Raw genomic sequence first — 13598 nt, forward strand, 5'->3', positions numbered from 1 at the left:
CCACACGTACCCATCCCGAACACGACCGTTAAGCCCTCTAGCGCCGATGGTACTTGGACCGCAGGGTCCTGGGAGAGTAGGACGCCGCCAAGCAAAGAACCACTGCCGATGTTATTCGGTGGTGGTTTTTATTTGTGTTTATAAGCAAAAATTAGCATTAACTATTAGTTTAAAGATAGTGCACTAAATGACTCTACATACATAAGCGCCACTCGTTATGAGTGGCGTTTCATATATATAAAATGAACCTGTCCGTATGACAAATACAGTTGTATGCATCAGGCAATACACCTAATATAACCAGGGAGTTTCCCTTGACAGTCTAAATAACGCTTTGCTAAGATGGCAATAATAAATTTTTCAGAAAACGTATTTTCGGCATAAAATACAGCCTGAGATCTTCGGGTTTTGGACCGTAAAGCTGAGCAAACATAAGGAGGAACGCCCGCGTGTGGGAAGATAAATTTGGTAAGGAAGGTTTCACCTTCGACGATGTACTGCTGGTGCCCCGGAAATCCGAGACACTGCCAAAAGAGGTGGACGTATCTGTTCGTTTGAGTGACAGCGTAAAACTGAATATTCCTTTGATTAGTGCTGGTATGGATACTGTTACTGAAGCGACATTGGCTATTGCCATTGCCCGTGAAGGCGGTATTGGTATCATCCATAAAAATATGTCTGTTGAGCAGCAAGCGGAGGAAGTGGATCGGGTTAAACGCTCGGAGAGTGGCGTTATTACCAACCCGTTCTCATTGACAGCGGAACATCTGGTTTCTGATGCAGAATCGGTTATGGCCAAATATCGCATTTCCGGTGTACCCATTGTTGAAGGAGATCAAAAGCTTGTTGGTATCCTGACAAATCGGGACTTGCGTTTCATCCACGATTTCTCCATTAAAATCAGCGAAGTCATGACTCGTGAGAATTTGGTTACTGCGCCTGTAGGTACTACACTGCAAGAAGCAGAAGGCATTCTCCAGAAGCATAAAATCGAGAAACTTCCATTAGTAGATGAGTCCAACACACTGAAAGGCCTCATTACGATTAAAGATATTGAAAAAGCAATTCAATTCCCTAACGCAGCTAAAGATGCACAAGGACGTTTGTTGGTTGGAGCAGCAATTGGGATTTCCAAAGACACCTTTGAACGTGCGGATGCACTGGTTCAAGCCGGTGTGGACCTGATTACGGTAGACTCGGCACACGGACATCACATTAACATCATTGATGCAGTTCGTCAGCTGCGTGAGCGTTTCCCGAACCTGACCATTGTTGCAGGTAACGTTGCTACAGGCGATGCAACTCGTGAGTTGATCGAAGCTGGGGCATCCGTTGTCAAAGTCGGAATTGGTCCAGGTTCCATCTGTACAACTCGTGTAATTGCTGGTATTGGTGTTCCTCAAGTTACAGCAGTTTACGATTGTGCCAATGTAGCACGTGAATATGGCGTACCAATCATTGCTGACGGTGGTATTAAGTACTCTGGTGAGATTACCAAGGCTCTTGCTGCAGGTGCCCATGCAGTTATGCTGGGAAGCTTGTTTGCAGGTACGGCAGAAAGCCCTGGAGAAACGGAAATCTTCCAAGGACGTAGCTACAAAGTATACCGCGGTATGGGTTCAATGGCTGCAATGAAACAAGGAAGTAAAGATCGTTACTTCCAGGATGATGACAAGAAACTGGTTCCTGAAGGAATTGAGGGACGTGTTGCTTACAAAGGTCCATTGTCTGATACGATTCATCAGTTGATTGGTGGTCTACGTTCAGGTATGGGATACTGTGGTACAAGCAGTTTGGAGCAGCTTCGTAACAACACTCAGTTTATTCGTATCACAGGTGCAGGACTTCGTGAAAGTCATCCGCATGATGTACAGATTACGAAAGAAGCACCTAACTACTCGTTGTAATCTGAACTGAGTTAATCATTTCCAAGACAGGCTTGGCGATTTTCGCCGAGCCTGTCTTTTTTTGCGGATACCCCTGTGATAGAATAGAACAAGCGGTGATGATCCTTTAATGGATTAGGGCGTTGCGGCGGTTTTTTGACGTGAGTCTATGAAACTGCTTCTGACAATGAATTTTGAGTGATAGACAAAGGTTGAAGGTTGCCCAGCGAAAAAAGAAGCGCGGACGTCCTTTTACATAAGCATTTCATTTAATGCTAACTAAGTGACAATCGATTCGAACTTTAGGAGCAATGACATCGCTCTTTCGATACAGCGCATATACGACACATCTCACACATCATCTCCACCTATTAGGGAACTAAGAAAATATTGCAGCTCAAGCTGCACTGAAGCACTCAATAGAAAGCTTCGGACCGAAGGGAGTATTCATCATTGAAAGCCAAACAAATGAATAAGAAAAAACGTCAAATGCTCAAAAAAAGCGTAGCCTCGGTTATGCTGATTAATATGCTCTGCATGTCTGCGGTAATGCCTGTTATGGCTGCTGCAAACGATTCGGGTCAGGTGTTGACCGCGGCAGCTACAACAACGAAGACTGAAAAAGCCGTGGACATTCCTTCGGCAGACTCACTGGGACTCGATGTTAAATCAGCCATACTGATGGAGGCTTCAACGGGCCAGATTCTGCTCAATGTGAATGCGGATAAAGCTATGCCGCCTGCCAGCATGACGAAAATGATGACCGAGTATATTGTGGCTGAGCAGGTCAAACAGGGGAAATTAAACTGGGATGATGTCGTTACAGTCAAAAAGAACGCAGCGGAAAGTACTGGATCACGGATTTTCCTCGCAGAAGGTGACCAACATACAGTCAAGGAGTTGTACATTGCTATGGCTGTTGGTTCTGCCAATGATGCAACGGTAGCTTTGGCTGAACATGTGGCAGGCTCCGAACAAGACTTTGTGAAAATGATGAATGATGAAGCGAAGCGTATGGGAATGAAAGATAGCTACTTCATCAACTCCACAGGACTGGATCGTGCAGATATGCCTGCGGACTTCCGCCCAACTGAGGATAAAGAAATCGTTATGTCGGCACGAGATGCAGCCATTTTGTGCAGATATATCATTATGGATCACCCGGACTACACAGATTTCACAACGATTCAATCCTACAAGTTTCGGCCGAATGATAAAGATCCAATCGTTAACTATAACTGGATGCTGGAAGCGAATAAAAATATAACCAACTTCAAAAGCTATGCCTATGAGGGTCTGGACGGGATGAAAACGGGACATACCACGAACGCAGGCAATAACTTCACAGGTACGGCTGAACGCAATGGCATGCGTCTGATCAGTGTTGTTATGGGGACCGATTCGGAGCCAGCGCGTTTCAGAGAAACAAAGAAAGTACTGGACTTCGGATTCAACAATTTTGAAGTGAAACAGGCGGTTGCTGCTAAAACTAAAGTCACAGGCTGGGAAGCTGTACCTTTGAAGAAAGGGAAGGAAACAACAGTACCTGTTGTAACGGATAATGCAGTAAGTTTCGTTGTACCTAAAGGTACTCAAAACCTGGACGTGACATTTAAAGCGAATGTAACTGAAGCTGATAAGTTGGTTGCTCCAATTAAGGCCGGAACCAAGGTTGGGACGGTTACTTATACGTACAAGGCTGAAGGAATTGAGCCACAAGAGAAGACAGTGAACCTCATCACCGCAGAAGAAGCCGAAAAAGGCGGTTGGTTCCGTCTCTTCTTCCGTGCAGTGAAAGATTTTTTCGTTGATCTGTTTGATGGCATCAAAAACCTGTTCTAATAGACATGGTGAAGGAAGACGGGTTAATATTACATTTTTAATATAGTGTCGTTAGACCATTGACAAAATACAAGTAATTCCGACCGGATGGATTGTATATTTACAATTTTTCCGGTAAAATATCAAGTTAGAATTCTACGTATAAATCAGTTAAAAAGTCTATTGTTCTTCTAACTGACACTGCATATTCCACATCCTGTTCATGGATAAGAACGATATATCCATTAAGGTAGGGTTAGGGTATGGAAATGGCAATAGCACGCGTTAAAAGAGGTGCCAAAGCGTGAATCGGACATTATGTGGCGCCAAGGACTTGGGTGAAGCGTTGCGCCAGATTGGCGAATGGGCTTCCATGATTCGTACCCATTCCAAACTTGCACCTTCCGAGCGCATGAAGGATCGCGGCTGGTAAGAGAAAGGTGGACTTTAAATGAAGATCGGCGTTTTAGCACTTCAGGGAGCTGTCACCGAGCATATTCGTAGTATTGAACGGGCCGGAGCAGAGGGAATAGCGATCAAACAGGTTCAGCAACTCAAGGAGCTGGATGGGTTGATTCTTCCTGGTGGTGAAAGTACCACAATTGGCAAACTGATGCGCAAATATGGTTTTATGGAGGCCATTCGGGCATTCGCTGCTGAGGGTAAACCGGTATTCGGCACCTGTGCTGGTTTGATTGTTATGGCCAAACATATTGAAGGACAAGAGGAAGCTCATCTGGAGCTAATGGATATGACCGTATCCAGAAATGCATTTGGACGGCAGAGGGAAAGCTTTGAAACGGATCTTCCGGTAAAAGGCATTGAGGAGACGGTAAGGGCTGTGTTCATCCGGGCACCCCTGATTGAGAGTGTAGGAGAAGAGGTAGAAGTTCTCTCCACTTACAAGGATGAGATTGTTACTGCTCGCCAGGGGCATCTGCTGGCTTGCTCCTATCACCCTGAACTGACAGATGATTATCGACTGCATGCTTACTTTGTGGACATGGCTAGGTCGTATAAACAGCCTGTACAGAACCAATAGTGATTGATATACAACCTATGATCTGCCGGTGAACCGGATCAGTCCTCCAGAGGCTCATAAGGCTTGCTGGCTTGGTGCTGTCTGGTCAGATACCTGATGTTGCCCGTATCTGCTTCCAAAGCGGGAATCGCAGCGTAGGGTAGCACAGAAGGCCATAGGTTGTTTTTTTACCATTGAGGAATGATGAAGTTATACGGAGCTGCAAAGTTCTGGTATGAGTTAATAAGGAAGGTTTCTACTTTGTGGTGTTATTTAGGAGGGGTATCTAGTGCTTGATGTGAAAATATTGCGGAATGAGTACGCACGTGTTGAAGAAGCGTTGACGAAACGTGGCAAATCGCTGGATCTAATCGCCGGGTTCACGGACATGGATGCCAAGCGTCGTGAGTTGCTGCAAGAGAGTGAAACCCTGAAAAGTCGCCGGAATACGGTATCCGGAGAAGTTGCCAAGCTCAAAAAGAGTGGTGAAAATGCGGATGAGTTGATCCTTGAGATGCGTGAGGTCTCTGATCGAATCAAAGCAATGGATGAAGAAGTACGTGAGTTGGAAGTGAAGATCAACGATCTGACTATGGCGATCCCGAACATCCCTAACGAGAGTGTACCTGTCGGTGCGTCCGAAGATGATAATGTGGAGATTCGTCGTTGGGAAGAGCCGAAGTCGTTTTCATTTACACCAAAAGCACACTGGGAAATCGCACAGGACCTCGACATTCTTGATTTTGAAGCGGCTGCCAAAGTAACAGGCTCCCGTTTTACCTTTTATAAAGGGCTGGGTGCACGTTTGGAACGCGCTTTGATCAACTTTATGATGGATCTGCACAGCGATCAGCATGGGTATGAAGAGATTCTGCCTCCATACATCGTTAACCGTGACAGCTTGTTTGGGACAGGTCAACTGCCAAAATTCGAGGAAGATTTGTTCAAGCTGAAAGATACCGAGTATTATTTGATCCCTACCGCTGAAGTTCCGGTAACGAACTATCATCGCGAAGAGATTTTGAATGCAGACCAACTGCCTAAACACTTTGTGGCATACAGCTCATGTTTCCGATCCGAAGCAGGTTCTGCTGGACGGGATACACGCGGCTTGATTCGTCAGCATCAGTTCAATAAAGTTGAGTTGTTGAAACTGTCTTCTCCTGAGACCTCTTATGAGGAATTGGAGAACATGACCCAAAATGCGGAACGTGTGCTTCAATTATTGGGGCTGCCTTACCGCGTACTGACGTTGTGTACAGCAGATATGGGCTTCACTTCTGCCAAAACGTATGACATTGAGGTCTGGTTGCCAGAAAGCAATACGTATCGCGAAATCTCGTCTTGCTCCAACTGTGAAGACTTCCAAGCACGTCGGGCTAATATCCGTTTCCGTAGAGAGCCAAAAGCAAAGCCTGAATTCGTCCATACGTTAAATGGTTCAGGACTGGCAGTGGGGCGTACAGTAGCTGCTATTCTGGAGAACTACCAACAAGAAGATGGAACAGTGGTTATACCTGAGGCACTGCGTCCTTACATGGGCGGAGTTAGCGTGATTGCCCGTCGTTCCTAGGATGTTCAACTAAATGAATGAAATAAAAAACCGTCCCCTGACAAATGGAAGTGTTTAGAACGTTCCATTTTCACAAGGAGACGGTTTCTTGTAGTATACAGAAAAGGCTAAAAAGATTCTGAACAACCTTTTCAATCATCAGGAGCGCTGGTTACCGTTACTTAGCAGGTGTAAATTCCCTTTTTGATGTATTGAATATAAAAACAATATAAAAGGGTTGCTTTCTGCCATAAAATTATGGTATGATCTATTTCGTGGCAAGTTTATAAAAATTAATTCCCTGGAGAGGTACCGAAGCGGTCATAACGGGGCGGTCTTGAAAACCGTTAGGGGGCAACTCCACGTGGGTTCGAATCCCACCCTCTCCGCCATACTACAATTATGATAAGGATTCGAGCGATAAGCTCGGGTCCTTTTTTGCATATATTTATACATATAGCACAGCGGCTAAACGCTGTATCTTCAGAGCATCTTTACGACGGAGGATCAGTTTGTTTCATTATCTGTGTGATGCATAAAAACATTCGAATCGCCGCACTTTATATAAGAGTGGAGGTGGTAAGATGAACCGCGAATTAAACATAGATCAGACAGAGCTTGTAGGTGCTTGGCAGGAAAGGTTGCCTAAAGTTCTAAATGTCGGAGATCGTGCTCAGGTTATGGCTGACGAGGCTGATCAACAGGCTATTCGAATTCACATCGCAACAGCGGGACACCAGATGTACTCTTTTGACTTCAAGTGTGCCTATGTGGATTCTCGTGAAGTCAGTGTGCAGCTGATTGATGTGGAGCGTGATGGAAGGACGACGGATGAGCGTACAGAGCCCATTCAGGAATTGGCTCAGGATTACACGCGTCATATTCATGAATGTGCCCAGTCGTTGCAAACCAAAACCAGACATTAGGCAGACGTCAAAGGAGTGGTAATACGTGAGCAAAGCCAAAGCTGGAACAGATAAAAACCTGCAAAATGTAGTCGCAGATCTGGATCAAACCCCTGTGAATAGCCACCATGCCCAGCAAATTCAACAGGACTCGAATGACCGCCGGCATCAGGATTCCTTGAATCATGACAAAACGGAAGATATAGACCCATCCCATTCCTAATCCAAATGAAGAGGAGGGAACTACATGAGTAAACCCAAAACAACACCTGTGCCTGAAGCTCAGGCTGCTGTGCAGCACCGAAAACCGGAAAAGCATTCCTCCATGCAGGAACCGTTATCCGGCTCCAAAAAAGTGAAAAACCAGAACCATGTGGATCATCACAATCCTCAAGGCTAAGTTAAAGGAACAATCATTCCTCTCTTTAGCACATATTAAATGCATAACCATAACCTATAACTCCGGTTAACAAACCGGGGTTTTTGCGTGTTCATACATGAATTAGAGATGCATGCCATGGATATCTAAAGCTTACATAGGTCTTTGTAGCCAATTTAGAGAGTAAAGATCACAAATTTCCCAAATCGTGTTTCCGTTTCAGAATAAATGGTATATCATTGATATTGAATTATTTTTTTGGGGCTATCACGAGAGGAGAGAAACAAATGACTAAACGTATGGGGGCGCTTCTTCTTACGTTGCTGTTAACCGTATCCATGGCACTGACAGCATGTAGCAGCAAGCAAGAGCCAAAAGAGGCATTGAAGACGGCGGCAGCCAATGCTTCCAAACTGACTTCGTATGAGATGAGTTCTAACTTCACTATTAATGAATTGAGCTATAAAGCTGCAGACGAGTCACAACAGGATCCAACGATGTCTCAGTTTATGAGTATGCTGAAGGATGCTCAGTTGAATGTAACTGGCGTATACCAAAGCGAGCCAATGCAGACCGAAATGACGGTAGGTATTGAGCTTAAAGGCGATATGGGTATGACATTTACCATTCCAATGGTTATGACCGCTGAGAAGTTATATGTGAAGGTACCAAGTATTCCGTTCTTCCCGATTCCGGAAACGGTTGTTGGTAAATTCCTGGAGCTGGATCTGAAAGAACTGGCTGAGCAAGAAGGAACGGAATGGAATCCGGATGCTATGGATGCAGCGAAAACACAAAAGCTGAGCAATGAAGTTATGGATGCGGTCCTGAGCGAGTACGATCAGGATAAATTCTTTAAAAACCTGGACGTGAAGGATGCGCAGCTTCCTGAAGGTTTGGATGCCAAGCAAGTTGTTCAATTTTCGGTCAACAATGACAATGTAAAAGAAGCCGTTACGGTCCTGGTAACCAAAGCATTGCCAAAAGTGCTTGATATCATCTCTAAAGAAGAGTACCGTGACATGTTGCAAATGAGTCAGGAAGATATCGACAAAGCCAAAGAGGATCTGAAAATTACTGAAGCCAATCAAGCTGAAATGGCTAAAGATCTGGATCAATTAAAAGATATACTGACCATTAACCAGTTCCACATTGATTTTGCTTTGGACAAAAAAGATTTCCCGGTGTATCAAAAATTGGTTGCTGATCTGTTGATTAAGCAACCTGATACCAAGGATGAAGTTAAACTTGCATTCACTGGTTCGAACACTTACACCAAAATTAACGAGAAACCAGCATTCAAAATCAATATTCCTACTGGCGAAGACGTGATTACAATGGATGAGTTAGAAAAACTAATGAACGCGTCTAACGGATATTAAGTCTCTGAATTATTAGTTAAAGCAAAGAGCCACTCGACGTTAGGGTCGAGTGGCTCTTTGCATGTTGTTCCATGATTTGTTCAATTACTGTTAAGATTCACTCAAGTCCTCGGCCAGCACAGCGTAGATCTGATGATCCTGATACTCTCCGTTAATCTTGAGATATTTACGAGCAATGCCTTCGGCCTGAAAGCCGTTCTTCTCCAGAACACGTTTGGAACCGGTATTGGATAACAAAATAGCCGCCTGAACACGATTCAACTTCAGGGCACGGAAAGCGTAGGACACAGCAAGCTTCACGGCTGCGGTCATTCGTCCGCCGCCTTGGTAGTCTGGATGGATAAAGTACCCCATGTCTGCATAATTGGCAACGCCCTGAACGACATTGTTCAAGCTAACCTGACCGATCAGAATACCATCGTCGATTGTAAAAATTCCGAATTGATAACCTGTTCCTTCTTCAGCCGCATGAATTCTATCCTGAATGCGTCTGGTTTGCGCATGCAGCGTATAGAATTCATCATCCCGGATAGGCTCTACAGCTTGGTAGGGAAGACGTGTGATTTGAATAAGAGCAAGGTACGCCTCCGTATCTTGTAGAGTAAGTAAACGGAGACTTATTCCTTTTGGTGTGTCGTATAATGTAAGCGGCATGGAATGCACTTCCTTTCCAGATGGATGTAAGATTCTATTTTTTGCGTAAACGTCGGAAAAATTGAGTCAGCATGGTGGAGCACTCTGGTTTCAGAATGTCAGCAACCACTTCGGTTCGATGATTAAAACGAGGTTCCTGCAGCAGATTCATCAGCGTTCCTGCACATCCGGCCTTGGGATCAGCGGTACCATATATGACTCGAGGCACTCTGGATTGCACAATGGCACCTGCACACATAGGGCAGGGCTCCAGTGTGACGTACAGACTGCAATCCAGCAGTCGCCATGCACCTATGGCTTCACTGGCCTGCCGGATGGCTACCATCTCCGCATGTGCTGTGGAGTCAAGTGTCGTCTCACGCAGGTTATATCCACGACCAATAATGCGGTTATGTTGAACAATTACAGCCCCGATGGGGACTTCCCCGAGTGCTTCTGCTTTGTATGCTTCAGCAATGGCTTCACGCATCCAGTGCTCGTGCTGAGCCTCCTCGGAGAGATGCATAAGATCAGGTTGGAGAACGTCATCCTTCATTAAAATGTAAAACTCCTTCCAAAGAGCATTTTGTGCGGCGAACAAACATTCGTTTGTTAACATGTTGTGTATAAGTCTGTGGATAACCAACGAGTTGCTCACATAGTTATGAACATATTATCCACATACCTGTGGATTTGTGTATAAGTTTTAGTGATTATTCCCATTGTAGGCATGGAAAAGACAAAATACAATTGATTTCGCGCTTTTCAGCCAAGCGGTAACTTTTGGACAAGCGTCAATTATCCTTTTCAAATAGACATACAACAGTTATGATGGATATAGGTTTTGCCATATATCGCCAGAGGGTACAAGCCGAGAGGTGAACGAAAAAGTTGTCTATTAAAACGAAATTATCCATGATTATGTCGTGCTCAGTGCTCGTCATTTTGGTTTTGAATATAGCACTGAGTTATTATACTACAGAAGAGAATTTAAGGCAGGACAGCGAAACCAAGATGGTGCTTACGGCCAAACAGATTGCAATTGCTGTCGAACAGAGTCAGTCCAGTTCAGAATATGTAAAACGACAAATTGGAAACAATCTATGGCTGGCCTCTGTTATGGCAGCGGAAGAACTGGACCCGAATATCAATAATATCACAAATGAAGATCTGGTACGCATGAGCGAAAAAGTCGGTGTCTCCCACATTTCGTTGATGGAGCAAACGGCTGATGATATTGTGGTTACCCGGTCTTCTGATCCAAAGGAGATTGGATTGTCTACCAAATCCATGACGTACTGGTATCAGGCATTTAAACAGCTGTTCGAAAAACATCAGGTTACGATTTCACAGGGACAGAAATTGGACCATTTTTGGTCGGATGGATTCGAATACTCAACATCTAATCCGTCAGATGTTGATATCTGGGGTTACTATCATGATGGGAAGAGGAATTACATAATCAATCCCTTCTATAATAATGAAGCTGTTGACGACTATGTGAAGATCTCTGGTCCAGACGAAATTTTGAATAAGATTCGTGAAGTGAATTCATCGATTCTGGAGATTACAGGTATCAATCCATTAACCTTCGGTAGCTCGAGCATGAGCAATGACGGAAGGGATACGAACCACAACAAGTTGAATAACAGGCCTATTCGTTTCGGTACATATCAATATGGTGCCGCAGAAGAGGATCACAAGGCGGTTGTACGGGCAATTCGTACTGGGCAGAATGTATCCTTTGTCAGTGAAACTCATGAACAGAAGGTGCTCAAAAGTTTCATTCCGATATTCACCCCCAATGAATCATCTTATGTGATTAGTATTGTCATGGACTATAAGCAAATATCCTCCATGGTATCGGAGCAACTGGTTAGCCATGCCTCGATTTCGCTTGTGTTGCTGGAGATTGTGATCTTTGGCAGCTATTTGCTTGCGGGATATATTACGCGTCCAATTCAATCTATTCTGGGCAAAGTGAATGATGTGGCTGATGGCCATTTTGATTTCCGTCTAAAAGTAAGAAGGAAAGACGAACTGGGCCAATTAGCGAATCGCATTAATGCCATGATCCGTAATTTGGGCCATTATACGAATCGCTTGAAACAGATGTATGAAGAAAATCGTGCGGTAAAAGAGCATTTGGAATCGATCATTAACCAAACGGCAGACGCGATTCATATTACGGATCTGGATGGAAATGTACTGCGGGTTAACCGTGCCTTTGAGCAGTTGTACGGCTGGCGCAGTCGTGAAGTTGAAGGCCGTAAATTGAAGATCATACCTCCTGGTACTGAAGAGGAGATGCAAGAGCAGCATGCCCAGTTGATTGAGGGCATGTCTATTACGTCCAATGAAACAACGTGGTTGAAGAAGGACGGTAGCCGTGTTGAAGTCAGCGTGAGTACAGCGCCAGTCCGGGATGAAGCAGGCGAGATTACAGCACTGATCAGCGTATCAAGGGATATTACCAGCCGTAATCGTATGGAGGAACTGCTCAGACGTTCCGAGAAACTGACGACGGTTGGTCAGCTGGCAGCCGGGGTTGCGCATGAGATTCGTAATCCGCTTACGACCTTGCGTGGGTTTCTTCAGCTCCAACAAGAGACGAACAAGCTCAATCATCGTCACCTGGATTTGATGCTGTCAGAGTTGGATCGAATTAATCTCATTGTGGGTGAGTTTCTGATACTAGCCAAACCACAAGCGGTTCATTTTCAAGAACGGGATATTCGCTTCATTCTGGGAGATGTTATATCATTGCTGGATAGTCAGGCGCATCTGCATGGTGTGGAATTTGTATTGAATGCTTCATCGGATTCAGCTATGGTACACTGTGAAGAGAACCAGTTGAAGCAGGTCTTCATTAACTTGCTGAAGAACGGCATGGAGGCCATGCCAGACGGAGGTAATATTCGAATTAAACTCAATCATGACGAAGAGAATAGTCGGGTTCGGATTGAAATTAAGGATGAAGGCACTGGGATTCCAGAAGAACTGATGCCTAAGCTGGGGGAACCCTTCTTCACAAGCAAGGAATCGGGAACAGGGCTTGGCCTGATGGTCAGCCAGCGCATTATTCAATCACATAAGGGCATGATGGATATCAAAAGCGTCATGAACAAGGGAACGACCGTCATTATCGATCTGCCTGCCTCCCAACAGCAAACGGAGCGTATAGAGGAAGAGCATAAGACGGACAATGAACCTACAGACGAAGAGAACTAGATGAGGTGAGATTACCTTTTGCGAATTAATAAATTTATCAGTGAAACAGGTTTTTGTTCCCGTCGGGAAGCCGACAGATTGGTGGAAAGCGGGAAAGTAACAATTAATGGAGTGACGGCAGAGCTGGGCAGTCAAGCAGAAGATGGCGATGATGTACGAATTAATGGTCAACCTATTAAGGAAAAACGGAAACACGTATATATTGCGCTCAATAAACCTATTGGAATAACGAGTACAACCGAACAGCACATCCAAGGGAATATCGTTGATTTTGTAGGACACAAAGAGCGCATCTTCCCCATTGGTCGCCTGGACAAGGATTCGGAAGGTTTGATTCTGATGACCAATGACGGTGATATCGTCAATCGAATTCTAAGGGCAGAAGGACGCCATGAGAAAGAATATATTGTCACCGTCGATCGTGCGGTAACGCCGAGTTTCTTGAGAGGCATGAGCACAGGAGTCAAGATCCTTGGCGAAATGACGCTGCCTTGTACGGTAACTCGTATATCAGAGCGGGTGTTCCGCATTATTCTGACAGAGGGAAAAAACCGTCAAATTCGCCGGATGTGCAGTGCATTTGGCTATGAGGTTCGGAAGTTGAAGCGGATTCGTATTATGAATATTCATCTCGGGGAACAGGCCACAGGAACCTGGAGAGAACTGACAGCCGCAGAAAAATCAGAATTAAGCACTCTGCTAGATTATAATATGGAATAAATGATGATAACTAGGGCGCTGCTTTCCTCAGGGGAAGCAGCGCTTTTTATATTAGTGGATAGAAAAAA

The 13598-nt window shown here is 44.7% G+C and carries 12 protein-coding genes, 1 tRNA gene, 1 rRNA gene and 1 pseudogene; 13 read left to right on the forward strand and 2 right to left on the reverse strand.

The annotated features are described in order from the left end of the window. The 11 genes and pseudogenes from rrf to BMW94_RS28575 form a co-directional block, all read left to right on the forward strand. Positions 1-93, forward strand: a 5S ribosomal RNA gene (gene rrf / locus BMW94_RS28530); the annotation flags it as partial. A 356-nt stretch (positions 94-449) separates the two neighbouring features. Continuing rightward, positions 450-1907 carry an IMP dehydrogenase gene (gene guaB / locus BMW94_RS28535; protein WP_024628817.1) on the forward strand — a complete coding sequence of 486 codons (1458 nt, stop codon included), beginning with the start codon at positions 450-452 and terminating at the stop codon, positions 1905-1907. A 447-nt stretch (positions 1908-2354) separates the two neighbouring features. Beyond that, positions 2355-3728, forward strand: a complete 1374-nt coding sequence (locus tag BMW94_RS28540) for a D-alanyl-D-alanine carboxypeptidase family protein (RefSeq protein WP_175480880.1) — start codon at positions 2355-2357, stop codon at positions 3726-3728. Positions 3729-4023: 295 nt separating this feature from the next. Then, positions 4024-4092: pseudogene (locus BMW94_RS30320) on the forward strand (hypothetical protein); the annotation flags it as partial. A 66-nt stretch (positions 4093-4158) separates the two neighbouring features. Beyond that, complete coding sequence (pdxT, locus tag BMW94_RS28550) at positions 4159-4749, forward strand: pyridoxal 5'-phosphate synthase glutaminase subunit PdxT (RefSeq protein ID WP_091002002.1); 591 nt, start codon at positions 4159-4161, stop codon at positions 4747-4749. A 268-nt stretch (positions 4750-5017) separates the two neighbouring features. Further along, positions 5018-6301, forward strand: a complete 1284-nt coding sequence (gene serS, locus BMW94_RS28555) for a serine--tRNA ligase (protein ID WP_091002003.1) — start codon at positions 5018-5020, stop codon at positions 6299-6301. A gap of 282 nt (positions 6302-6583) precedes the next feature. After that, positions 6584-6672 (forward strand) — tRNA-Ser (locus BMW94_RS28560). A gap of 192 nt (positions 6673-6864) precedes the next feature. Continuing rightward, a complete protein-coding gene (locus BMW94_RS28565) occupies positions 6865-7206 on the forward strand; it encodes a hypothetical protein (protein ID WP_091002004.1) in 342 nt (113 codons plus the stop codon). Between the two features lie 25 nt (positions 7207-7231). Next, positions 7232-7408, forward strand: coding sequence for a hypothetical protein (locus BMW94_RS30695; RefSeq protein WP_175480878.1), 177 nt, complete (start codon positions 7232-7234; stop codon positions 7406-7408). A 24-nt stretch (positions 7409-7432) separates the two neighbouring features. Further along, positions 7433-7585: a small acid-soluble spore protein P gene (locus BMW94_RS28570; RefSeq protein ID WP_091002006.1), complete on the forward strand. Its 153-nt coding sequence runs from the start codon at positions 7433-7435 to the stop codon at positions 7583-7585. A gap of 266 nt (positions 7586-7851) precedes the next feature. Further along, entirely contained in the window at positions 7852-8946 is a 1095-nt protein-coding gene (locus BMW94_RS28575) for a hypothetical protein (RefSeq protein WP_091002007.1), read from the forward strand. Between the two features lie 90 nt (positions 8947-9036). Here the strand turns inward: BMW94_RS28575 and BMW94_RS28580 are convergent, their stop codons facing one another. Beyond that, positions 9037-9600, reverse strand: a complete 564-nt coding sequence (locus BMW94_RS28580; protein ID WP_091002008.1) for a GNAT family N-acetyltransferase — start codon at positions 9598-9600, stop codon at positions 9037-9039. Between the two features lie 34 nt (positions 9601-9634). Beyond that, positions 9635-10135, reverse strand: a complete 501-nt coding sequence (gene tadA / locus BMW94_RS28585) for a tRNA adenosine(34) deaminase TadA (RefSeq protein ID WP_175480879.1) — start codon at positions 10133-10135, stop codon at positions 9635-9637. A 335-nt stretch (positions 10136-10470) separates the two neighbouring features. Here tadA and BMW94_RS28590 point away from each other — a divergent pair, with 335 nt between their 5' ends. Further along, complete coding sequence (locus BMW94_RS28590) at positions 10471-12810, forward strand: PAS domain S-box protein (RefSeq protein ID WP_091002010.1); 2340 nt, start codon at positions 10471-10473, stop codon at positions 12808-12810. 18 nt (positions 12811-12828) lie between these two features. Further along, a complete protein-coding gene (rluF, locus tag BMW94_RS28595; RefSeq protein WP_079697727.1) occupies positions 12829-13530 on the forward strand; it encodes a 23S rRNA pseudouridine(2604) synthase RluF in 702 nt (233 codons plus the stop codon). Positions 13531-13598 lie beyond the last annotated feature (68 nt).

This window comes from Paenibacillus sp. OK003 (genome assembly GCF_900109515.1).
GTDB classification, from domain to species: Bacteria; Bacillota; Bacilli; order Paenibacillales; family Paenibacillaceae; genus Paenibacillus; species Paenibacillus marchantiae.

Excerpts from the sequence above, each read along its gene's own strand:
- BMW94_RS28540 (WP_175480880.1), top strand. The coding sequence starts at position 2,355 with ATGAATAAGAAAAAACGTCAAATGCTCAAAAAAAGCGTAGCCTCGGTT.
- pdxT (WP_091002002.1), top strand. The coding sequence starts at position 4,159 with ATGAAGATCGGCGTTTTAGCACTTCAGGGAGCTGTCACCGAGCATATT.
- BMW94_RS28565 (WP_091002004.1), top strand. The coding sequence starts at position 6,865 with ATGAACCGCGAATTAAACATAGATCAGACAGAGCTTGTAGGTGCTTGG.
- BMW94_RS28570 (WP_091002006.1), top strand. The coding sequence starts at position 7,433 with ATGAGTAAACCCAAAACAACACCTGTGCCTGAAGCTCAGGCTGCTGTG.
- BMW94_RS28575 (WP_091002007.1), top strand. The coding sequence starts at position 7,852 with ATGACTAAACGTATGGGGGCGCTTCTTCTTACGTTGCTGTTAACCGTA.
- BMW94_RS28580 (WP_091002008.1), bottom strand. The coding sequence starts at position 9,600 with ATGCCGCTTACATTATACGACACACCAAAAGGAATAAGTCTCCGTTTA.
- tadA (WP_175480879.1), bottom strand. The coding sequence starts at position 10,135 with ATGAAGGATGACGTTCTCCAACCTGATCTTATGCATCTCTCCGAGGAG.